This window comes from Paenibacillus ferrarius, from assembly GCF_002027705.1.
GTDB lineage: Bacteria > Bacillota > Bacilli > Paenibacillales > NBRC-103111 > Paenibacillus_E > Paenibacillus_E ferrarius.
The window spans coordinates 278124-301061 of sequence record NZ_MBTG01000034.1 but is presented as its reverse complement, the minus strand read 5'-3'; the positions used below and the strand labels follow the sequence as shown (position 1 = coordinate 301061).

Genomic DNA, 22938 nt, shown 5'->3' with positions numbered 1-22938 from the left:
CCTCTATCCTTTTACGCTGTACAACTGTTTGAATTCAGACGGAGTCATGCCAGTATGTTTTTTAAACAGTTCACTGAAATGCGGTCTGTCCTCGTAGCCAAGTGATTGAGCGATTTCTTGCACTTGTTTACCTTCTATGAGCATAAGTTTGGCCTGTTCCATCCGTTCTGAGGTCACGAATTGAATGACAGTCATGCCAGTGACTTTCTTGAACAGATTGGCAAAATAGCTGCCGCTCAAATAAACCAGCTTGGCATAATCGTTAACGGTCATGTTCGAGGCTGCATGCTGACGAATATGCTCTATCACTTGTTCCACGACTTGGTTCGCATCTTCCACGTGTCGTTTCTGAATCAATTCGCAGCCGATCCTGCACAGTTTCTTAATGTTTTCCTGAAGCTCCTTCAGCTTAAAGGATGAAAGATTTTTGATGTACATCAGATGACGCTCGATCTGCTTCATCTCTTCAACTGTCAGCTTTTCCGAGAAAACGCGGTTGATCAAGTAGGCGAGCTCATCCCCATATCCTTTTACCGTCTCGGGAGCTGGCGGCACGGAAACCGAAACGGTTTCTTCGAATAACTCATCCACGATCGCACATGCTTTAGGCAGATTTCCCGATCGCAGGCAATAAAAAAGCTCCTTTTCCTTCTCCGGCGAGTAGCGCGGCGCTGTCTGCTGCACAGGGCTCATATCGCGATAACTGTATACGGTATTGCCTCCGGTATAAAAGTTATACGAAAGCGCAGCGAGCGCCTGCGCATAAGAGTGCGAAATTTGATGTATAGCCGTCACTTCTTCCCCTAAACCGAGTGAAATTGTATATCTGGAATACTTCTGTACATTTTCCCGACACTGCTCGGAAATAGCTTCCACGCTTAAAGAATCCGGTGGATTGAATATTGCTACAAACCGATTCGTATGATCGCGGAATACAAATCCTTTGGTGAACCGCCTTAAGCTTTCTTCCAAAATATTTTGGACCGTAAATCGAATCAACTCGACTTCTTGCACAGGCAATGTTTCCGTTTGTTCTGCGAACTGATCGATTTCCATCAACGTAACAACGAAGCGTTCACGCTCTAGTCCGATATTCAGAAAGTCCCAACGTCTTGCCGCTTGTTCGGGTGTCGTCCGAAATTGCAGCAGCAACTGGAAATATTCCTGCCTTAAATACGGCAAGCTTTCCCGCAGCTTTCTCTCCATCTCTTGATAGCGCTGCGTTTCTCCCATTTCTGCTTGAATCGACTCCCGTGCCTTCAAGACTACTTCAATAATTTTCTTTGGCGTATACGGTTTAACGATATAATCAAAAGCACCAAGTTGAACGGCCTGCTGCGCATACTGGAAATCGGTATATCCGCTTAGGAAAACAATTTTGGTGCGCGGAAACTTTTTCAGTACTTCTCTGGTCATATCCAAACCGTTAATTTTGGGCATTCGAATATCGGTCAGGACAATATGAGGTTCCGTTCTGTGAATGAGTTCTACGCCTTTCTCACCGTTGCTTGCTGTTCCGACGATGCGAATGCCATGAGCCTCCCAATCTATCTGGCTGGCGATCCCTTCTACTACCGTCTTAATATCATCAATTACGCACATCCTAAGTTCAGTTGCCATCTTTATCTCCCTCGCTTGCTAGTGGTATGGTTACTGTGACCGAGGTAGCTGCATAAGGCTCGCTGCTCAATTCGATATCGGCTTCACTGCCGTAATGCAGTCGTAATCGCCCATAAACGTTACGAAGGGCATAGCTCTTTTGAGAGGTTTGCTCGATCCGCATATCCGCCAAAACAGGCTCTACATCCATGCCTGCGCCATTATCCTCAACCCGCAGCAGCATGCTGGAGGACGTACGTGCAACGGATATCTTAATGACTCCTTTGGCCTCCATTTCTTGAAAGCCGTGTAAAATCGAATTTTCCACAAAAGGCTGCAAAATAATTTTCAAGATCGGTTCTTCCAGCAGCGAATCATCCTCAATGTCAATCGTATACTCAAACAAATCGTCGTAACATTTTTGCTGGAGCGTCAAATACTGCCTCACATGGTCGAGTTCCTTCGCTATCGTCGTCATCTCGTGTCCGCCGTTAAGTCCTAGTTGGAACAGCAGCGAGAGCGAAGAAATCATTTCGGAAACATCGTGGTTCTGCGAAGTTTCTGATTTCCAAAGAATTGTATTTAAGGTGTTATACAGAAAATGAGGATCGATTTGCGCCTGAAGCGCCTTCATCTCCATCTTGCGCTTCTCAAACTCAGCATCCTTGACGTTCTCAATGAGTGAAGCAATCTCTTCCAACATGCGGTTAAATTTAAGCCCTACTTGGGAAACTTCGTCTTGGTAATGACTGGAGAACCTTACTTCCAAATGATTGTTTTCAACTTGTCTCATCAAGCCTTGCAGCTTATGAAGCGGCTTCAGCAATACGCTGGAGATAACATTAGACAGCACGAAGGCTAAGACAACACAGCCTAACATAATAATCAATGTGGTCGTTTTGATCTTGTTCACCTGGCGAAGCAGATCCGATTGGGTTTGCAAGCTCACCATCGTCCAATCCTTATTCATCGTAAGCCGCGAATAATTGACTAGAAACGGCTTGCCGTCGAGGTTGTATTTGAAAAATCCGCGATCCTGCGCCTGCAGCTGCTCTAGGAAAGCTGGATCATCTTGAAACGCCGCCTTTTGGCTGTTGATCGGCAGAACAAACTCACCATCTCGTGAGATCAGAAAATACGTGTTGGCATGGTCCAGCAAGTCGTCGGTGACGGCGTTGCGAATGGCATCTTCCTTCACATTCACGACGACATGAACGTTATCCACTTGGTGCTCCGTGACTGGCTTCATAATGATCGAGATCACTCTCTGTTTCCCGGAGAACAGGAGGTCCTCATGATCTTCCACCCAAACAACACGATCCTTGCTGTCCAAATAACGAACTAAGGTTGTATCCCTGAGACGGACCTGACCGTTCCGAAGATCATTCGTGGCAAACAGCTCGCCAACCGGCGTATCGATCAAGACGGATTGAATCGACGGCTCGATCAATTTCATTTGCCCAAGAGGCGTTTGCATAGCAGACAAGCGTGTGTAATAGTTTGCTCCTACGTTCGCCTCCACGTCTTCCATCGCCAGCTTGAATGGATCACTAAGCATCATCGAGGAAGCGGTCACAATGATATGCCGCAGCTTTTCGTCTACCACGCGTGCTGATTTATTAATCGTATTCTGACTGGAAATAAATGCCCCCCTTTCGGTTGATCTAAAAGCAATCCAATAAGACATGATGCCTGTCAGAGCAATAGAAAGTATCGTCAGCAACAAAACGGAAATACGCAGCCGTTGGCGGAGAGAAAGCCGATAGTACCACCCGTTCATACTGTCCCCTCCCCTTCTAGTAACAAGAGACGCGCTGCTTATGGCTGCGCGCCCCTTGCTTGGCTATAATCAAACTTGCCTTGCTAAGCTTACTTGGCTAAACTGCCTTGCAGCTTATTCGGATCGAAGCTCGGATTCGCTTTGGTCTTCGTATCGCCCGCCGCGCGGGCTTTCTCCAAACCAACATTGTAGCGAGTTGTCAAATCTGTCAGGAGCTTGTCCACATCTCCGCCTTCAAGCATATATTTAATGATGGCGTTGCCGAATTTCATGCCTTCTACCTTCGTATCCGTCACGTTAAGTGGTGTTGGAGCGTACAGGGCATCGAATTTGGTAGGTAAAAAGCCTTCAATCCCAGGAGTTGTTGGTTTTTGGGCAACAGCATTGACGTCTGGCACAATGGAGATCCCGAATCCTTTTTCGTGATATTCTTTTTGGAAATCTAGATTATAAATGTATTGCAGGAATTTCCACGCTTTATCTTTATTCGCTGTACTTTTGCTAATGCCGATATAGTTCCCGGCAATCACAGAAACCGTTCCTTGTTGATTGCCATCCATCGTAGGCGGCAATGCAGCACTCCAGTTAATCTTGGTCGGAAATTGGCTTTGATACACAGCCGGTTCGCCTGAATGGTTAAAATACATGCCGATTTTGCCTGCGGCAAACTGGGCGCGAAGCGGATCGATGTCGAGCGACTCAACACCAGGCAGCATGCTGCCTTCCTGCTTCATCTGACGAAGCGCCTCCACAATCGGCTTGTACGCCATGAAATCGAACTGGCCTGATTTGTAGTTGTAGCCATCCACCACGGAAGTTCCGCTGAGTGAACCGATCGGATTCGCGATCCGGCCGAAGGCGGAGCCTGGATTTTTGAAGTTTTCGGCGAAACCGTATGCCCCAATGTCTTTGCCTGCTTCGGTAATTTTCTTGGCATCCTCAACCAATTCTTTGATCGTTTTTGGCGGTTCGGCGATGCCTGCTTTTTTGAACAAATCCACGTTGTAGATCAATCTCCAGTATTGCCCTGTATGCGGCAGCGAATAAATGTTGCCATCCATCGTGTTGAGCTCTTCCACCATAAGATTGCCGTAGCGTTTCTTCATCTCATCCGTCATCAAATCATTGATCGGCTGCAAATAGCCTTTCTTCACAAACCCGGGGAAATCATTCGTCCTCAAAATATCCGGCGCTTGGTTGCTTGCAAAACCAATATCGATCGATTGATTAAAGTTATCAGCAAGAATCGTCATTTCAACTTCAATGTTGTCCTTGTTCGTCTCGTTAAACTTCTTGATGACATCCTTCATATAATCGGCATCATGACGGTCAACCGTCCAATAAGTCAGCTTCGTTTTGGCGCCTCCGGCTGCTGCGGAAGCAGTTTCCTTACTTTTCTGTTGATCCGTTTGTGCACTGCAAGCCGCTAGTGAAGCGACCATCGTTACGCCAAGCAGCGTGTTTAACACCATTTTTCTCTTCATCTTGTAAAACCCTCCTCATGTAGTTTACCTTAAGACTTGTTTGAAACCAAAAATGTAACTGCTTTCATCATAATTCCTCTGCTCATGGAACCGTGAAGGGCAAATCAACTTTTGATAGGGGGAGAAAACACTTTCCTGCAACGCCCGCATTTTGGGGATTATCCTTTCACGCTTCCTGCTGTCACCTGGATAAATGACTTGTTCGCCAGCACGTAGACAACAAGGATGGGCAGGAAGGAAAGACAAGCCCCCGCCATCATGAGGTGGGATTCGGCAGCCGCGCCGATGCCATAGCGCAGATTAGCCAGACCGACCGTCAACGTTTGCAGCTTTGGATTAGTCATCGTGAACACGAGCGGCAAGATGTATTCATTCCATGCGCCGCGGAACGTGAATAGCGCTGTAACGCCAAGAGCAGGACCCAGCAGCGGAAGAATGATCCGCCAGTACACCGTATAGAAATTACAGCCATCAATATATGCGGCCTCATCCAGATCTTTGGGGATCGCCTTGAAAAAGCCAATCAGCATAAAGTAAACTGTCGCATGCGCGCTGATCAAAATGAGGATAACGCCCCAAAGAGATTTGTTCAGGCCCAGGGTGACCATGAGATCGAACTGCGGTCTCAGAACTACCGCGCCGATCGAAATGAACATCGTGCTAGCCTGCAGCACCACGTACAAGCGTTTGCCGGGGAATCTCGTGCGATCGACCGCATAAGCAGACATCGTGGCGATAAGCAGCGTGCCAACCGTCACGATCGTGCTAAGGAATAGGCTGTTCCACGTAAATCGGGCAAAATTCGCCTGCTTCCATGCCGTTGCGTAGTTAGAGAATTTCCACACAGCCGGCAATAGTGTAGCTCCTGTCGTTAATTCTGCATTAGTTTTGAATGAACCCAATATGGCCATCACAATTGGGAATAGCGTAAAGAAAGCAATAATGATCAAAAATAGCCATTTAACCGCATGACCGGTGAAATATCCGCTTCGAATAACACCCGACTTCGTATTTGCATGCATCCTGCAATCCTCCTTCTTAATCCCGATTCAAACGTTTGGACAGATAGAAATAAACGATCGTAATCAACCCGACAATCAGAGCAGTAACGAATCCCGCCGCGCTGCCGTAGCCGATTTGCTGCACAGTCGCTGTAGAAGCGGAAACCGGGAAAAACAATTTGTACACGTACAAGTACATGACGTCGGTTTTACCGAAGGGACCCCCTTCGGTTAGAACCATGATGCTTTCATAGCCCTTCAATGCCGTGATGATCGCCAGCATAATAATCATTTGCAGCACGGGCCCCAGCATGGGGATCGTAATGCTCCAAAATTTCTGTACCGCATTCGCGCCATCGATCGATGCGCTTTCATACAGATCATCGGGAATGCCTTGCAGACCGGCGATGAATAGCAGCATGTAGTTGCCAATGGCTCCCCAGATGGCGGTAATAATGACAGTGACCATCGCGTAATTCGGTCCCAGCCAATCAATCGCTTGCGAGATCACCCCATACTTGATCAGAAATTGATTCAACAATCCGTTATACGAATTGAAAATAGTGAAAAAAACGATCGACATGACCGATGTACTAATGATCGTTGGCATAAAATAAACCGCTCGCAGAAACACTTTGCCCTTCAGTCCGCGATTCAAAATAACCGCTAGGATCAGTGAAATCGGCAGTACAATAATAATTTTACCGGCCGCATAGATGAACGTGTTATATACAGAGTGCCAAAACTCCTGATCCCGAAACAATCTTGAGAAGTTATCGACACCTATAAATTTCATTTCTCCATACCCCTGATAATCGTAAAACATATAACGAAGCGCCCAGATAATCGGATAGATCCCTAGCGCCAAAGTCAAAAATAGACTGGGAAAAATGAATACATAGGAATTGAAAAGAGATATTCTTTTTCGCATCGTGCATCTGCTCCTTTTGGTTTTGGTACTCCAAGCATAGTACAACCTCATTGAGGAACGGGAGCGGCGATTCAACTGTGTCCGTAGGACAATTCAACTGTATTGCCATGTATGCGATAGGAAGCAATCTGGTGCTAATTGGAATGAGGCTGTCCCCTAAGCCAAATTTAGTAGGTATGCGTCGATAGATGATGGGGTTCCAGTTCAGATCAGTTCATCCGAGTGTAAAAACCTGCGAATATACAGGAATTCCGGGCGAATTTGGTTAAAAAGTGGAAATACCTGCAATTGTGCAGGCATTTTCATCTTTTTCAGCTGTTCATTCAGAAAAAGCCTCAAAAACCTGCACAAACGCAGGAATTTCATCGTTGAGGCTATTCCAAGAGCAAAAAAGATGCATAATTACAGGTTTAGAGAAAGCAACTGGGGCTAGAGTCAGAGAAAGCAGGAGGCTCATCAAGAGATGATCAGAACCCGTACAGCTAATCCGGATGCTGCATGTATACACATGAAAGAAGATCGTACGCGGAGCGGCCAGTTTACGCCAAGTTACCCTGTACAAATCTGAACTGGCGCTAATCGCGATGTAAAGTAAATTTAGAATCGGCACGACGAATCCAAACACAAAAAGCTGTCCCTCAAGTAAGTTTATCTACTTAAGGGACAGCCCCATTTGTACGAAAATGAAGTTGCTAGCAAGTCCAGTTAATTTCATGGCAATCGAGACGAATATCCAGATGACCTGCCTCATCTGTAAAGGAGATCGATACCTCTTGCCGATTATGGTCAATCTCCAGCCGCGTTATGATGGGCAGCATCCTATCTTCCTCTAGATCTACGGGGGTGCACACCGTCACAATTCCCATATTACCGGTCATTGTTCCTTTACCGACAATTGTCGAAGTTTCCTCTTTGACACCATAAATTTCCGATACCCAGCCCTGCTCGCTGACAACGGCAAAATCACCTATCTGATCACGGCTCGTCTTCCAATGCATTTGCATCTGAACAGCGGAGGAATAATTAACAATTGTACTCAGCATATCTGAATAGCCTCCGTCAGGGATTCGAACATCCGCAGAGGGAGGAAGCTGAAATCTCTGTTCAATGGCATGCACGCCTGCGGATTCCAGCCAATCCACGATGATCATCACATTCCTCTTCTTCCCTAGCAGCAGCCATCGGCGGTGAAGCACAGGATCTTCAAGCCTCATGTAACCATTATGGGAGGCATCGATAAAGTCATACTCCTCCCCTGTGATCCAGCGGTTCGTGACACACTCCGCCAGCGGTTGCCCCCATTCCTGCGAGGCTGCGTAAGGTGTCTGGTCTAGTCCATCCACAGTAATCGTATTGTGCGCCCGCGTGCTTTTGAAGTATCGACGCCATTCCCCTTCTTCATAGGTATATCTTCCAGGATCGAGAAAGAGCAAGTTGCGCTTCCACATCCACTCCAAACTCAACGCATCCGCATGTCCATGGGCTCCTCCCATGGATGCGGCATCAAAAAACACATAATGCTGTTCATCCTTCATGAAATAAAAGCCGGTTTGAGGAAAGGACACTGTAGCAGGAAGCAGCGGTGTGTAGGACAGTTGTCTTTGTTTGAACGCCTCATACCTGTCTCTACCGACAAGCCAGAGCATTTCCGAGCTAACCTCGCCCATTGAGATATAGGACTCATCTTCCAGAATCGCCCCGAGTAAGGCAAGACGCTCCTTGCTGGAACTTATCAAATCAGAATCACCAGCAGCAGTAGACCCATTATCGGGTCTGATCATCGCGTGCGTGAATGCTCCCATTTTGCGAAGGTTGTTCGCGTATCCGTCCGGCATCGGATAGCCGGATACCTTCCCCAGCAAATAAGGAGTGCCAAACATTTCAATACTTCCATTATGGTAGTGCGTCGTTAACTCGCACTGCACGCCATCTGGATCAATTTGATGGACCATGCACAGCTCCAATCGCTCGTTGGCAAATTGCCGCCAAAATGAAGCTCTCGGATGATCCTTGCAAAAAATACTTATCATAAATAAGCCCTGCATATGCATGATGGCATGATTGATTTCCGTATTTCCCAAATAACTAGTCAAGTAATTCGCATGCTCAATTAGAGCCGTGTGAAACTCTTCTCGGAAAATATCCGTAATAACAGGACTGCCTTCCATATATTTAAAAGCAGATATCCACGATTGCACACGAAGTCCAACCTCCAATAAGCGCCAAGGCCCTGGTTGTTGAAAAAAAGTTGCTTTCTCGTAAGAAAGGTGCTCCGGGACAGGATTTTGCAGCCTCCACCCGCGCAGATGTTTGATAAAAGTATGGACGTACTCCTCTTTCTGTGTCATCAAATAAGCTTTGCCCAAATCCAGCATGTACCAATGTCGATTAAGCACCCACGTAAATTCAAGATCGTTAGATGGATTATATAGCCAATCTATGGGATCCCCTAGGTTAACCCAATGATCCATGTCCATAGTATAGGGAACACGAAACATATTCTTAGCGGCTTGCTCCGCTTTCTCAATAGATGCCTTTGCAAGCTCTGGATATTCTTGAATATAATGCTTTCCTGCATCCATCAATTCCTGATTTGTTAAGTAATAATTCATTTCTGTGCGCCTCCTCTTCGTATCTTCTTTTTCTACATAGGAACATTATAATAGAGCGTCTTAATTGCCAGAGATAGGTGTTTCAACTTTCCTAGTAGGAGAATGACACTTTATTTCTATCTAAAAAGAACCTCCAGCCGCCACTTCAGTAGTTGAAATGGAGATTGGAGGTTTCTTATGCATGCAGTGTTCGTTTATTTTTAACGAATTTAATAAATAAATACCGAACAAGCGGTCCCACAATAATAAGCTGTAGAGGGAGAGCGAAAATAAAATTTTTCATTACGATAGACAAATAATTCTCAAGCAAGGATTCCCCCATTAGGCTGTTAGAGAAATAAGCAGTCCCCAATCCATAAAGAGACATACAGAGTACCATTCCACTCACCATAAAAAATGCAAGGGATACAATCACCAAAGCCTTGTTGGATTTGTCATAGGGCAATGAAAAAGCAATTTTTTTAGCCGCAGGACCTACAATAAATAATTCCAATAAGGAAGCAATCACATAAATCAGAATAAGTTGAAAAAGTATGCCTTTCCAAGATATTGTGCCAATCAAGCCGTGCGTCAATAAATTATAAAATGTCATGCATACAACCATTCCAAAGCACATCATCAACCCAAAATAAACATCTTCTTTCTTCGTTGTTGGCAACTTCCATCATCCTTTCTGTTCACCTTTGTTATTATAGAGATTGTGGAAAGCTCTTCGTAAGTGAACAGTTTGTGAACAAGTAAGCCATAACAAAAAGAGGAGCTGCCGCGAAGCAAGCCCCTCTTTTGGATTTAATTAATGGACGATCAGATTAAAACCAGTCTGGATGTAATTAGTGCTAGGATTAGCGATGTTACTGAGCGTCAACGTATTGAAAGTAGCGGAGCCATTTCCCGTATAGGTGTAAATAGCCGATCCTTTATGGGGTCCTGAGAACCGGGAGGTTGTTACTCCATCAAGACCTGTGCCATTAATTGTGATGTTGTTGAATACGATATTTTGGAATCCGCCACCGTAGCCAAACTGAATCGCATCACGTTGTGTGTTAAGGATATCGATGTTGCTGAAGGTTACGTTCTTGATGCCGTCTCCGGAAGCTTCCAGATCGATGGCACCACGTTCGCCATTGTACAGATCCCGACTTGTGCCGCTGTTAATAATCGTAGTATCTGAGAAAACAATACCGGTATTGTTGTTAAAATGAGCTCCTGGGAACGTGGTGTTCATTCTGATGCCAGATCCCCCGACGGTGTCGATAATGACATTATGGTCCGCCTTGTGTCCGCTTCCTCCAAAAAATGCAATACCACCCGCACGCCAGTTATTCTCAATCGTGTTATACGAGAATGTATTATTTACACCATCCGGAGCACCAAACGTATTACTTGGCCAAACAGCAAGGCCATCGTCGCCATTGTTTCTTATACTGCTATTACGTACTGTTGAATTGCTGGTTCCCTGCGAATAATTGATGCCATCGGCAAGGTTGTTCCTAATTCGGCTGTTCTCAACAAGCAGATTATTAGCAAAAATCGCTGGAGTATGCCCATAGTCCCCGACCCACATCCCGCACTCAAAATGCTCTACCCAGACATCGTGGATGACGGAATTCGTTCCGAAATTATCCATGAATCCTTTATAGATTGCATTTTCGTGATAACGCGATCGTAAGTTGGAATTGAGATACACATTGCTGAAATCAAGCTTGCCTGTGATACGGAGCGAGATCCCGCCGCCAGCCGCATCAGGATTAGTAAACTGTAAGTTGGTATACCAGAAGCCCGCACCTGTAACAGTAAAGTTATTGATCATGTTCGTAATTGAACCGATTTTCCACATGCTGCTAAGATTAAATGTTCCAGTCGGAATGTACAAAGTCTTTCCGGATGAAACGGCTGCCGCTACAGCAGCGTTAAAGGCCGCAAGGTCATCCTGTCCGTCATTCGGAACAGCACCAAAATCCGTTACAGAAATTGAGTTCGCAGGAGCGGAAATGGCCGTAGGTACAGGCTCGATTTCGATGAAATCAACACCGTATTCCAGACTATCCCCATTGTTCTTCTGGATACGAATCGTGTCACCAGGCTGCAGCGGGGTATCCAATTTCCAGTGAACTTCATCGAATCGGAAAAGCGGACGCCCTGCACTAGGCGTATCTCCAGGTTGATCACTTGAGAAATACTGCCAGCTATAATAGGAGGTCAAAGCTATTGTTTTGACCTTGACACCATTCACATAAGCGTCAAGTGAACCGTTCAGCCCCATGCCATCAGCTGAGTCAGGCATCGTAAATCTCATCGTTACACCTGCTCCGCCTTGACCCTGTCTGACAGTCCATTGAAGATTGGCGCCATTTGCAGGAAGTGCTATATAGCTCTGATTGGAAGCTTCAGAAGCAATCAGTGTTTGATCGAATGTCGGCGCTGACCGTAGAACAGCCCCACCGCCGATGGTAGCGTCTTCGGTATCATACCGGCTGTAAGGCACGCTTGCACCACGCAAAGCATAGACAACTAAGCTTGTTGTACTTAAGTTGTTTGCTTGTTTCGTCGTTACTTCGTTAGCATCTACCGCAACAGTTGTAGTTACGGAATAGCTGCCGTTTATCGCTGTCCATGTTCCGGGAATGATGACATTAGCCGAAGCTCCCGCTGCTAAAGTTCCGTTATATGATCCACTAAATGTTTGAATCGTTGACCCAGCAGCATTTTTAAGAGCAATTGTGATTCCATGAGCACCGCTCGCAGTAGCAATCGTTCCTTGATTTTTCAGGTTCACTGTAAAGGCTACAGTACTATTGGCCGTTGGATTGCTTGGCGTCCAGGATACCGTTCCTACCAAGTCGGAGCTTGCAACGGGGCTCACCGTCAGCGGACTGGCACTGGTATAGTTATTATTGTTTTCATTTTGCTCAATAACTACGTTGGCTTCGTCGACTTTGGCGGTTACCGTGTATGTGCCTGCATTTTGGGCGGCAATGTTGGCAGATACCGTCGTGGCAGCGCCTGCTGCCAGTGCACCTACCGGTGAGGTTCCGACCAATGTACTGCCAAGATAGAATTTAACATCCGTTGCTGCCGATGGAGCCGAACCGATGTTTTTCACCACAGCATTCAGCGTGATGCCGTTGGTTTCAATCGGTGCGGATGGCAGCCAAGTCAAGCCTGTAACCGTCAAATCAGGATTCGGTGCAGGAACACCCATGATTTCAAATTCGGCTACTTGGCCTGCAGAAGCTCCGGTATTTGAAGTTATTTTGAGCTGAACTGCGCTTGCCGTAGCTGTTAATGGAATCGTTATCTTGTTGCTGGTAGACGGACTGAATGAATAGTCTGCTGCAGCAACTAGATTGGTAAAAGTTGTGCTGGATTGATCATGACCCAGAACTTGAATGTTTTGCGTCCGATTGCCCCATGAGGTATCTGGGTTCAGCTTCAGTACGATCGAGGAAATGCTTGCGTTCGCACCCAAATCAACACTTAATGTATTCGGATATGAACCACCGGCACCTTCCCAATAAGTCGCTGTATTTCCATCATTCGCATTAGTCGCAATGAAGGAGAATACCGAAGAGTTAGCCACGATTGGCTTGCCCAAAGCAAGGTTCGAAGTACCTCCAGGTGGCGTTGGTGTTGGAGTAGGTGTCACCGTTGGTGTCGGCGTTGGCGTTACTGTTGGTGTGGGCGTGGGTGTGGGCGTTGATCCATAAATCTCTAATTCAGAGAGTTGTGCAGCTACCCATCCCGAATTCGCAGTTACATTAATTTTCACATATCTTGCACTAGTGCCAGTAAAGTTTATTGTGACTGCATTCGAGTTAGCTGGATCAAACGTATAAGTGTTTGCTGCAACCAACACACTATAATTCACATCATCCGTGCTTCCCATAACGGACAAGTTCTGTGACCTCGTTCCCCATCCTGCTGGAAGTTTAAGCACCACCTGATTTATTGTGTTAGCGCTTCCAAGATCCACGCGAACCCATTGCGGAAAAGCATTGTTCGTGCTTTCCCAATAAGATGCTTGATTTCCGTCATTTACATTGGTTTCCACATAGACGTCATTGTGTCCGCTTGCTGTCACCGCTTTATTTAAAGCCAAATTCGTTGCTGCCGAAGTCCGCGAAGGAAATAAGGATACTTGAGTGAGAAGCAAGGCAACAACTAGAAAACAAATGAGAGATGATTTTCGTTGTGAATAATGGATAAATAATTTGAATAATTTCATTTAAACCTCCTTGTTGGTAGCAAATACAAAGACCGTTCTACAGTCAATGTCCGACTTAGGCACGGTCCTTGTACGATTTCGCTCCCGTTAATTAAATGTAGAATGATTAAACACTCCTCTTCTTTACTTCAGTTACCTCCTTCATTTATGTAATGAAATCACGTTCAATTAACATTATAAGGATATTTCCATGCTGGATGAATGTGCGTTGCTATGGAATTTATGGCGGATATTACGTATTTTCACAAATACTAATCCCCTCTTACTGGGGGTGGGATGCAACTATTACTTCGTAATAAAATTCGAAGCAACTAACTCTTGAATTTGCTGTTTATTTGAAGCATCTGCGCTAACCAATTTATCATACAAATCTTGATCGTTTTGTCCTTGTTTTTGCAAGGCTGATAAATACCATATGTCAATCATTTTGGTTACTAAACTGTCAAAATTGGTACCAACAAAAGGTTTCAACATATTTACTGCATCTACATAATTACCTTTGATAAAGTAAATTTGACCGATACTGTATGCCATTTGAGGAGTCACGTCAAAATTACGTCCTTGATTTTGGCCTTTTGGTAAAGTCTTAAGAAATTCTTTTTTTCGAAGTACTTCGTTATATTCTTGCATAGAATGGTCCCAGTAAAGAGCCATTTTCCCGAAATCATGATCTTGTCTAGCACGATCTCCAAGCTCAGTTCCCAATTCTATACTATTTTCATGCATTTCAATATACCACGGGAATTCAACCAATTCCTGATTCACTAGTTCGTATGCCTCTAGAAGACGATTCTTTGACTTCAACATGGCTAATTCCTGAAAAGCGGCAATGAGATTATGATGTTCAGATTGTTTTAGCTTACTGAGCAAATCCCACGCTTCATTGTAATATTTCTCGTCTTATTTCGTTACTTGTTCTCTGAACGATCTGTTCCGTATAGTTCAATCATATGCTCGCTATGGGATTCACCCCAATCGTTCAGTGCCTGTAACACAGTGCTTAAGCTTTTGCCATAGTCTGAAATGGAGTATTCCACTTTCGGGGGAACTTGGCTATACACCTTGCGATAAACGATGTCGTTGTACTCAAGTTCTCTTAATTGTTGAGTGAGCATTTTTTTATTTATATCCGGTATTGCTCTTTGCAGCTCGCTGAATCTCATTATGCCGTTCGAAATAAGTTGCAGCAGAATGACAGGCTTCCATTTTCCCACCAAAATATCCAGTGCCGATTCAAACTTACAATACGATTTCATTAAATCCTCCCATTTCCCTTTGCTTTGTTAAGGTAACTTTTTGTTAACTATGTTTAATTAAAGTGCCTACTTCCTTAAATCAATGACTAGGTCTATTATACCTTTATCAAGCAGCAAATAAGTAATCAGGAGGTGGCATCATTCATGAATGTCGCGTTATGGATCGTTCAAGGTCTGGTAGCACTAGGTTTTGTTTACTCAGGATGGTTGAAAGCATTTCAGTATGAAAAAGCCAAAGCGGCTTGGGGATGGGTAAAAGATGTTCCAAAAGAGCTCGTGTTCTTTATTGGATTAGTCGAATTATTGGGGGCACTTGGAATCATTTTGCCTCAAGTGGCAAATGTCTGGCCTGTGTTGACGCCAATCGCCGCAATAGGACTTGCTGCAGTCGTACTTGCCGGCGCCCTCTTTCATGTTAAGCGCAAGGAATATCGAGAAATCAGCGTGAACTTCGTCTTCTTTGCGTTCGCTGTGTTTGTGGCGATCAGTCGTTTTTAGGTATTTATTGCCGATGTAAACACTATTATGATAAGTAGGGGCAGGTGATTTCGTACCATCTAATCATTTGAAAAGGGGGGCACACTTGGATACTAACGTTGGTTTTGCAGTTAGCTCAGGTTTCATTTTATTATTTTTTTTAATATCCATAGCGTTATTTGTGGTACACATCGTTTTATGTGTATGGGCATATCGAGATAGCATAAGGAGAGGCAAAAACACGGAATTTGCAATCATTATCCTGTTAGCAATGTTGTTTTTCCCAATCATAGGGCTGATCGTTTATCTCATTATTCGTAATGATTAGTTCCAGAAACGAAAAAGTCATGAGAAATCAAGTGAATTTTCATCAATCCCATTGGAATTTGTCCACTGAAATCAGCCCTCAAAGGGCTTATTGCCAGCTTGCACTGGAAATTATCCAATGAAAATTCCCATTAAACCTCAAACCATCTGCTTTATAGATAATCCATTGGAGTTTTTCCAGTGAAACTCTCTTTCAAGCTCTGCAAACTAGCTAGCACTGGAAATAATCCAATAAAACCAGCTTTTCACTTCATCCCTTCTCTATGGCACGGCCCCTGCTCTCCATTCATTTGCACAACACATTTAGAAAGGGGGCAAACCCATCCTCTTCCAAAAAATCATAAAAAAAAGGAGCTGCCAAGTGGCAAGCTCCTTCACTATTCTTGAAAGCGCCTATACGCTTCAAATCTTACTTAACCCCTTAGCTCAAATTCCTGATTTCACTCAAAATCTCATCAGGAAGCGGTTCATTCAGCAACAACTTGATAATTTGCTTATTTGTGCCCGTTTCTCTCAAAAAAGAAAGCAGTGCATCTGCCTTCTCCATCCTATTCATTAGCGCATAAGCAACATACCAAACCTCAGGACTACCGACTTGAATGCCGTTCCAACTGGAAACCGGAAGGGCTGGCATTTTGCAAAGACCATGCCCCGTATGTATTGACATTCCTCCAATGATTTCCACCTGTGGGGATACTCGATGAATCAAGAGCTTATATTCCGTTCCAAAAGGGTAATCCCCACTGGAAATTTCTTCTATATCGTAGTCCTGTAAAGCGTGCAATACGCTATCCTTCGGCGCTTCAGTCATGACGTCCCAGTCACGAACTGTGCTTGTTAAACCCAAGCTATACAATAAGCCACTGCCGCCTAGTGAATAGTGAATACCCGATTGCTCGAGCTTTTCAGCTACTGCTGCTAAATTTCTAATATCTGGCTCCAACGTTTAGTCCCTCCATCTGGTAAATCCAGTCATCTTATTCAGCAAATGGGCTTTCCAAGAGAATAATTTCATTGGTATGAGGATTTAATTCTACTTTACACCCTAGGGGAAGAACGAATTTAGGATCGGTATGACCAAAATCAACATCAACGACGATCGGTATCTTATCCGCGCCAAATTCGCCTTGAATAACATTCACAACGATCTCATATAACTTTTGATTCTCTTCTTCGGTATAATCCTTCGCTCTTCCGAACATGACTCCTTTAACTTTCGAGAATATTCCCTGCATGCCATAATTCCGCAGCATATAGCCAACTTGCATCGGCAAAGGCTTCTCTTCTGAGGTTTCGAAAAACAAAACCTTATCCTTCCAAAACGATTCTTTCGCCCAATAGCTCGTAGATTTCATGAACTCTAACACTTCGATACATCCGCCCCACAAATGCCCTTGTTCCACGGTGCTTCCTTGTAGAAATCTCCAACCATTTTCATTCGGGTAAAATTCTTGGCACTCGCCTAACGTCTCGAGGTTGCTCCAATCTTGGTATCCATTTGACCATTTCTGAAAAGGCGTATAAGTATACGGAAATGATTTGGCGAATAAAATAGCTTTCAAATGCTCGGTATACGCAGCAGGAAGATGCTTCAATTGAGCTAACCCAGCCATAATGGAGGGGCCATAAAATGTCACCATACCTAACTGATTTAAATAGGTTAGAAAGGTCGTGGCATCTGAGAACCCCATTATAAATTTGGGATTGTTGATCATCAGTTCCGTATCTAGAAATGGTAAAATTCGAATTGATTCGTAACCGCCAATGGAAGTAATTATGCCATCTATCTCATCATTCTGGAAGCATTCGTTCATATCATTGGCCCGAAGCTGCGGATTTCGATATAAATCATCTGGAGACATTCTCGCGCCTCTCATTTCTACGACTTCGAAACCCATAACTTCTTGAAGATTTTTTAATCCAAGCTCATAAATATCGGGGAACAAATAAGGCAATCCACTTGAAGGCGATACAATTGCAATTTTTGAACCTGGCCCCAATCTTTTAGGTTTTATCACTTTCGCTGCCTCCCTAATTACCCGCTTATTTCCTTGCATTACCTCACCACTCTGACTCGCATGACTTCACAAATTGAACGAATAATTTAAAGTTGAAGTCATCTGCCTGATAACTGAATTCAGGATGCCATTGCACTGCAAAGATAAACTTTTTTTCTGGCATGATGACCGCTTCTATTAAACCATCTTCAGCCTGGGCAACAGCCACTAACTGCTCTGACAATGCCTTAATCCCCTGATGATGATAGCTATTTACGCTAACTGATTCTTTTCCGATGATCTGATGCAGCGCGTTTCCTTTATCAATGTAGACATGATGAATGGGCAGCGTATATGGCGGTTCCTGTTTATGCGTCACCTGACTATCTGATCCTCGCTGAGTTGGAATATCCTGATAGAGGGTGCCGCCTAGCAAAGCATTGAATAATTGCAGGCCACGACAAATGCCAAATGCCGGTTTATTCAATTGTACGACTTGTTCAAAAAGCACGCTTTCCAAAACATCCCTTGCCTCACACAGCTCTCCACAGACCTCATCTTCTTGTTCGCCATAAATGAGGGGGTTAATATCATGGCCTCCGGTAAAAAGAAACCCGTCAAACGATTCTGCTAGTGTCAAAATAACGTCTCTATCTGATGTCATCGGCAGTATGACGGGGATGCCGCCGGCTTCTTCAATGCCTTTCATGTAGCCCGGCAGCATCCAATAGCTGTCTTTGCTTTTATCATACAAAGGCAAAACGCCTATCATCGGTTTTCTCAAGTTCCCATTCCTCCCGAAGTTAACTTCTCTCTTTTTAGTTTCCCACCACATAGTCAGTCAAAAAGGCGTTGCGGAACTTCCCTTGAGGATCACACTTATGGAGCAGCTTTTGAAAATCAGGCAGCTTCTCGTAATGCGACTGCACCTGCGCGGGCGGCATCGTAAACAGCTTCCCCCAATGTGGACGAGCCTTGAATGGCGCAAGCTGCTTTTCGATCAAGGGCAGCACCCGCCGCACGGCGTCCCAATCGGGTTTCCAAGTAAAATGAATAGCAACCGACTCCTGTTTGTAACAGGGGCTCATCCACAAATGGTCTTCGGCAATGGTGCGAACCTCCGAAACATACAAGAGCGGTGCTATATGCTCCCGAATACGCGCAAGCGCACACAAGGCAGAATAGGCTTCTGTTCGCGGCACGAAATACTCGCTTTGCAGCTCTTCTCCAGCACTCGGGGTGAACTCCATCCGAAAGTGCGGCAATCGTTCGTGCCAGGGTCCCGGGATGCCCAACTGCTCGCTGCAATTCACGGCGGTATGTCCAGGCACCGGATGCCGTGGCGAGGCGGCAAGTTTCGCGCCGAAAAACTCGGATTCCGCTTGATCAGCAGCCTGATGATTCAGTTTCCGCTTCAGCCAGACTTGATTGAAATTAGCCTGCTTCCAATCAGTGAATAAGCTGACACTATAGCCGCTAGAGAAAATATCAGCGAAGTGTTCTTCCAACTGCACTAGAGGCAGATTGTCGTAAACATGCTGGCTCATCTGAAAAGCTGGAATCACATCCAGTGTCATTTTCGTGACTGCGCCCAAGCCTCCAAGTCCAACGGCTGCGCCTGCGACACCACCGTCTTGCTGCCCACGAGAGAACACAACCACGTTCCCATCCGCCTGAACGATCTCCATAGAAGCTACCACGGTAGCCAGATTGCCGTTCCGATCCCCTGAGCCATGCGTTGCTGTCGCACAGGCGCCAGCGACGGTAATATGCGGCAGCGACGCCAGATTGTGAAGCGCATAGCCATTGTTATGTAGATATTGACAGAGATCACCATAGCGGATCCCGCCTTCAACCGTTACTTGATGGTTCACACGGTCTAATCCGATCACTTGGTTAAGATTCTGAAGGGAGAGAAGACTTTCGGTGCAATCGGCAATGCTATTAAATGAGTGCCTCGTGCCAAGCACCTTGATTTGTTTGCTGCTTGCCACCAATTCTTGTACTTGTTCCACGCTCGTAGGAACATGAAGTTCAGCAGCGCTATACCTGTAATTGCCAGCCCAATTTCGATTATTCTCCATACCTGTCTTCGCACTCCTTCCAAATCTTTGATACGTTGATTTTATCATATTTTCTATAAGTTGCTCCATGTTCAACGAAATCGACTGACAAAACGAAAAAACCTGCGATCAGGCAAGTTTTTGAGCTTTTCCATTCTCGAATCTAGGAAAGGCCAAAAAAGCATGCAGAAACGCAGGAATTCATCATTAACGCTAAGAACCGCTCTTAACTAGCATATCTGTGATTAAATCCGCTTGCCCGAGAATGGAGATTGGATCGTAATATAGATAAGTATTATAGTCCAAAATGTGCACTTTATTGTTCTTCACAGCGGGAAGCGTCTTCCAGATTGGACTATCCAGAATAGCTTTCACCTGCTCTTCCGTTGTTCCGGCATTCATACAGATAAAAATATGATCCGTATTCGCATAAGTCGGCAATGTCTCCATCGAGATTTCGACTAGCTGTTTGCCGCTGTCAATGGCTTGCTTTTGAACAAAATCAGGCACCTTCAGCTTCAGCATATTATAAATGACTTCGCCGCCGCGTCCATAGTTATCACCGAGCAGCGAAATCTTCTTCTCGCGAACATTGATAATGACAGCCGATTCGCCCTCTTTGACCGAAGCTTTTATCTTCTCGCGACTCTCTTTGGCTTTCTGTTCATATTTAGCCAACCAATCTGCGGCTTCCTTCTGTCGACCGAATGTATCGCCGAGCAGTTTCATTTCTTCTCTGACATTTTTATATGCGGTATAAGGGATAAAAACGGTTGGGGCAATTTTCGAAAATTTATCGTAATTCTCCTCTGAGAATCCGTTGATGACAATTAAATCAGGGTTCATGGAAGTCACCTTTTCCAAAGAAGCCGGCGAACCAATATCCTCCATTTTGGCTTCTTGCTCCTTGAGGAACGGGCTGCCCATCCACCATTCCTTGCTGGCACCGATAGGCGTAATGCCTAATGCGGCCAATGTTCCGTGATAATAAGCAGCTGCAACACGCTTAGGTGAAGCCGGAATTGTCACATCGCCCTTCGCTGTTTTCGCTGCATATGTCTTCGGCGCTGAAGCCGTCGCTTCTGCTTGAGCAGTTGCCGCCGCTGGGGTTGTTGTTGCTTGCGAAGCTGTCTTGTTGGAGCTTGTTGTATCTGTACCGCTGCCGCAAGCGCTCATAACGAGCAGCAAAGCTGTCATCCCTACGGTTAACCATGTTTTCTTGACGATCATGCTGTATATCTCCCCCTTTGATAATGATAATAGTTCTCACTGGAATCATATCAATCAGCTCCTCATGTCGTCCATACACATTCATGACGATTATTCCCTACAATTGTGATGAAAGCCGATCAACAATTTCTTGCAATTGAAGCTTTAAGGAAAGCGGATCAAAGCCATAGAAGACATCAGGATTGACTTCGTAGACCTGATTTTTGCGAACGGCAGCGAATTTCTTCCAGTTCGGATGCGCTTTGAACGATTCTCCGCTTGCCAGCCAATTAGATTCATAGTTAATCAGGAAAACATGATCTGCAGAGTATTCGCCTAGTTCAGACAGCGATACGCAGCGGTTCAGCAGCTTCGCATCGATGATCTGCTCCTTGACGATTGGCGGCGGCGACAACTGTAAACCTTGATAGAGCATAGGCCCGCCCATACTTCTCAAATCACCGTAAATATAGATTTTGCCGGAGACAATCTTCATGATGATGAAGGTGTCCTGTGCAGATAGACAACGTCCAAGCCGCTCTCTGGCCGCAGCAATGTGCTGATCGAACGCTTGCAGCCATACTTCCGCCTCCCGCTGCTTGCCCACAACATCCGCAATGAAGCGAAGCTGCGTATCCAATTCATATCCTGCTTATGGATATTACAGAAAATGAGATCTGGCTGCAGCTCCGTGACAGCTTCTGCGCTTTGCTCATCCAAGCCCTCAATCGGCTTGAACTCCGCTTGACTGAGCAAGCTCTGGTAATGCGCCGACATCCAGGGGTTCATGATGCCAACACGCGGAACGACGCCCAAGCTAAGCAGGCTTGACGTCATGCAAGCATCCAGCGACACATATTTTTTGGGCTGGAGCAGGTACGCGCTAGGTGAAACGCCAACTAATTGTTTAAATTTCCGGCTGAAATAATATTGACTCTGGAAGCCTGTTTCCTCGGCAATTTCTTTCAGATTGAATTGGGAGAGCAGCAGCAGCTCACGCGATTTCTCAATGCGAAGATGGAGCAAATAGTCGATAAAGCTCATGCCTTTCTCTTTTTTGAACAATCGGGAGAAATGCTCAGGGCTAATGCCAAGCTGCTCGGCGATCTGATCACGTGTCAAATCATCCCGATAATGCTGATCGATGAGGGAAACCGCATGTGTAATGACATTGTGCGTTTCCAGCGGTCGCTCTTCGCTTGTATGGCGAACAATCCGACCCATCATTGTATAAAATAATAGCTGCCGCTTGAACATTCCTTCCGGTTGTCCACTCACTTGCATCGCACTCAGTTCCTTCGATATCTGAAGCGCCCAATATGGCGTTTGCAGTTGAATCGGCTCTTGAAACATACGCTGCATCTTATGCGGAAGATAGGCGCCTCGATCCGCAGCCGTGCTGCTTCGCTGCAACACATCAAAAGCAATCCGATCAAGCTGCAGCAGGCTGCTGCTCGTATTAACGACATGCATCCCGCTGCCGGAGGGCGCATATACAACCATTCCGTACCTAAGTACGACCTTCTTCCCATCCATGAACAACTCGCCAGTCCCCTCACGAACGAGCAGCAGCATATCCACTTCTGTCACATTCCACTCTTTTTGAGCGAAAGGTTCATAGATCAGCTGCTTCGTATCCAATAAGACGAATACGGGAATTTCCTGCGGCACCTCGGCCAAATGACTGACTTCACTTTCCTCAGATCCAACCTTCTGTCCGGCTTGCCGCTGTCCCTGTTCCTTCAATACCTGACGCACCTCGGCTGCCTCTTCGTCCGTTAGCTTGCCCAGATGCTTTACGACACGGTGCTTATTTTTTCCAGTATCATCTTTGTAGGTGCTGACGATTTTATAATAGAGATAAGACTTTCCATTTCTTGTAAAACTGCTTTTCTTTAAAAACATGAGGGTTCTTCCTCCGTCATTTTGGTGACTATGTTGGGTACTATGCTTATTATACGAGGTCTTCCTATAATA

18 protein-coding genes and 1 pseudogene are annotated in these 22938 nt (G+C 45.3%); 1 reads left to right on the top strand and 18 read right to left on the bottom strand.

Annotation, left to right across the window (positions count from 1 at the left end):
• Positions 1-3 precede the first annotated feature (3 nt).
• The 11 genes and pseudogenes from BC351_RS29670 to BC351_RS29625 form a co-directional block, all read right to left on the bottom strand.
• Positions 4-1620: a response regulator gene (locus tag BC351_RS29670; protein ID WP_079417803.1), complete on the bottom strand. Its 1617-nt coding sequence runs from the start codon at positions 1618-1620 to the stop codon at positions 4-6.
• Positions 1610-3379 carry a sensor histidine kinase gene (locus BC351_RS29665; RefSeq protein ID WP_079417801.1) on the bottom strand — a complete coding sequence of 590 codons (1770 nt, stop codon included), beginning with the start codon at positions 3377-3379 and terminating at the stop codon, positions 1610-1612. The genes BC351_RS29670 and BC351_RS29665 overlap by 11 nt, the downstream gene beginning before the upstream one ends.
• 89 nt (positions 3380-3468) lie before the next feature.
• Entirely contained in the window at positions 3469-4863 is a 1395-nt protein-coding gene (locus tag BC351_RS29660; RefSeq protein ID WP_079417799.1) for an ABC transporter substrate-binding protein, read from the bottom strand.
• Between the two features lie 158 nt (positions 4864-5021).
• A complete protein-coding gene (locus BC351_RS29655; RefSeq protein WP_079417797.1) occupies positions 5022-5885 on the bottom strand; it encodes a carbohydrate ABC transporter permease in 864 nt (287 codons plus the stop codon).
• 16 nt (positions 5886-5901) lie between these two features.
• Positions 5902-6795, bottom strand: a complete 894-nt coding sequence (locus tag BC351_RS29650) for a carbohydrate ABC transporter permease (protein WP_079417795.1) — start codon at positions 6793-6795, stop codon at positions 5902-5904.
• 692 nt (positions 6796-7487) lie between these two features.
• On the bottom strand, positions 7488-8441 hold the full coding sequence (locus BC351_RS44015; protein ID WP_279628384.1) for a heparinase II/III family protein: 954 nt from the start codon (positions 8439-8441) through the stop codon (positions 7488-7490).
• A 93-nt stretch (positions 8442-8534) separates the two neighbouring features.
• Positions 8535-9431, bottom strand: a pseudogene (locus BC351_RS44010) (heparinase II/III family protein); the annotation flags it as partial.
• A 151-nt stretch (positions 9432-9582) separates the two neighbouring features.
• Positions 9583-10065 carry a DUF2798 domain-containing protein gene (locus tag BC351_RS29640; protein WP_079417791.1) on the bottom strand — a complete coding sequence of 161 codons (483 nt, stop codon included), beginning with the start codon at positions 10063-10065 and terminating at the stop codon, positions 9583-9585.
• Positions 10066-10200: 135 nt separating this feature from the next.
• On the bottom strand, positions 10201-13632 hold the full coding sequence (locus tag BC351_RS29635; protein ID WP_079417789.1) for a galactose-binding domain-containing protein: 3432 nt from the start codon (positions 13630-13632) through the stop codon (positions 10201-10203).
• Positions 13633-13917: 285 nt separating this feature from the next.
• Positions 13918-14502 carry a hypothetical protein gene (locus BC351_RS29630; protein WP_079417787.1) on the bottom strand — a complete coding sequence of 195 codons (585 nt, stop codon included), beginning with the start codon at positions 14500-14502 and terminating at the stop codon, positions 13918-13920.
• Positions 14503-14540: 38 nt separating this feature from the next.
• The gene (locus tag BC351_RS29625; RefSeq protein WP_079417785.1) at positions 14541-14888 is read right to left on the bottom strand and encodes a winged helix-turn-helix transcriptional regulator; all 348 of its coding nucleotides are present in this window, start codon (positions 14886-14888) and stop codon (positions 14541-14543) included.
• Between the two features lie 144 nt (positions 14889-15032).
• Between BC351_RS29625 and BC351_RS29620 the strand changes: the two genes are divergently transcribed.
• The gene (locus tag BC351_RS29620; RefSeq protein ID WP_079417783.1) at positions 15033-15386 is read left to right on the top strand and encodes a DoxX family protein; all 354 of its coding nucleotides are present in this window, start codon (positions 15033-15035) and stop codon (positions 15384-15386) included.
• A 727-nt stretch (positions 15387-16113) separates the two neighbouring features.
• On the opposite strand, the gene BC351_RS29610 is transcribed toward BC351_RS29620, so the two are convergent.
• The 7 genes from BC351_RS29610 to BC351_RS29580 all read right to left on the bottom strand — a co-directional run bounded on the left by BC351_RS29610 (position 16114) and on the right by BC351_RS29580 (position 22866).
• Positions 16114-16635, bottom strand: coding sequence for a hypothetical protein (locus BC351_RS29610; protein ID WP_079417779.1), 522 nt, complete (start codon positions 16633-16635; stop codon positions 16114-16116).
• A gap of 34 nt (positions 16636-16669) precedes the next feature.
• Positions 16670-17710, bottom strand: a complete 1041-nt coding sequence (locus BC351_RS29605; RefSeq protein WP_079417777.1) for a S66 family peptidase — start codon at positions 17708-17710, stop codon at positions 16670-16672.
• A 43-nt stretch (positions 17711-17753) separates the two neighbouring features.
• Positions 17754-18473, bottom strand: coding sequence for a gamma-glutamyl-gamma-aminobutyrate hydrolase family protein (locus BC351_RS29600; RefSeq protein WP_079417775.1), 720 nt, complete (start codon positions 18471-18473; stop codon positions 17754-17756).
• Positions 18474-18507: 34 nt separating this feature from the next.
• Positions 18508-19773: an FAD-binding protein gene (locus tag BC351_RS29595; protein ID WP_079417774.1), complete on the bottom strand. Its 1266-nt coding sequence runs from the start codon at positions 19771-19773 to the stop codon at positions 18508-18510.
• Between the two features lie 192 nt (positions 19774-19965).
• Entirely contained in the window at positions 19966-20982 is a 1017-nt protein-coding gene (locus BC351_RS29590) for an ABC transporter substrate-binding protein (protein WP_079417773.1), read from the bottom strand.
• 97 nt (positions 20983-21079) lie between these two features.
• The gene (locus BC351_RS29585) at positions 21080-21568 is read right to left on the bottom strand and encodes an ABC transporter substrate-binding protein (RefSeq protein WP_244209221.1); all 489 of its coding nucleotides are present in this window, start codon (positions 21566-21568) and stop codon (positions 21080-21082) included.
• A complete protein-coding gene (locus BC351_RS29580) occupies positions 21454-22866 on the bottom strand; it encodes an AraC family transcriptional regulator (protein ID WP_079417771.1) in 1413 nt (470 codons plus the stop codon). Before BC351_RS29580 ends, BC351_RS29585 begins: the two co-directional genes overlap by 115 nt.
• Positions 22867-22938 lie beyond the last annotated feature (72 nt).

Bases quoted from the DNA above. Each gene is read 5' to 3' on its own strand.
- BC351_RS29620 (WP_079417783.1), top strand. From the start codon at position 15,033: ATGAATGTCGCGTTATGGATCGTTCAAGGTCTGGTAGCACTAGGTTTT.
- BC351_RS29625 (WP_079417785.1), bottom strand. From the start codon at position 14,888: ATGAAATCGTATTGTAAGTTTGAATCGGCACTGGATATTTTGGTGGGA.
- BC351_RS29655 (WP_079417797.1), bottom strand. From the start codon at position 5,885: ATGCATGCAAATACGAAGTCGGGTGTTATTCGAAGCGGATATTTCACC.
- BC351_RS29635 (WP_079417789.1), bottom strand. From the start codon at position 13,632: ATGAAATTATTCAAATTATTTATCCATTATTCACAACGAAAATCATCT.
- BC351_RS44015 (WP_279628384.1), bottom strand. From the start codon at position 8,441: ATGCTCTGGCTTGTCGGTAGAGACAGGTATGAGGCGTTCAAACAAAGA.
- BC351_RS29580 (WP_079417771.1), bottom strand. From the start codon at position 22,866: ATGTTTTTAAAGAAAAGCAGTTTTACAAGAAATGGAAAGTCTTATCTC.
- BC351_RS29650 (WP_079417795.1), bottom strand. From the start codon at position 6,795: ATGCGAAAAAGAATATCTCTTTTCAATTCCTATGTATTCATTTTTCCC.
- BC351_RS29590 (WP_079417773.1), bottom strand. From the start codon at position 20,982: ATGATCGTCAAGAAAACATGGTTAACCGTAGGGATGACAGCTTTGCTG.
- BC351_RS29660 (WP_079417799.1), bottom strand. From the start codon at position 4,863: ATGAAGAGAAAAATGGTGTTAAACACGCTGCTTGGCGTAACGATGGTC.
- BC351_RS29670 (WP_079417803.1), bottom strand. From the start codon at position 1,620: ATGGCAACTGAACTTAGGATGTGCGTAATTGATGATATTAAGACGGTA.
- BC351_RS29665 (WP_079417801.1), bottom strand. From the start codon at position 3,379: ATGAACGGGTGGTACTATCGGCTTTCTCTCCGCCAACGGCTGCGTATT.
- BC351_RS29595 (WP_079417774.1), bottom strand. From the start codon at position 19,773: ATGGAGAATAATCGAAATTGGGCTGGCAATTACAGGTATAGCGCTGCT.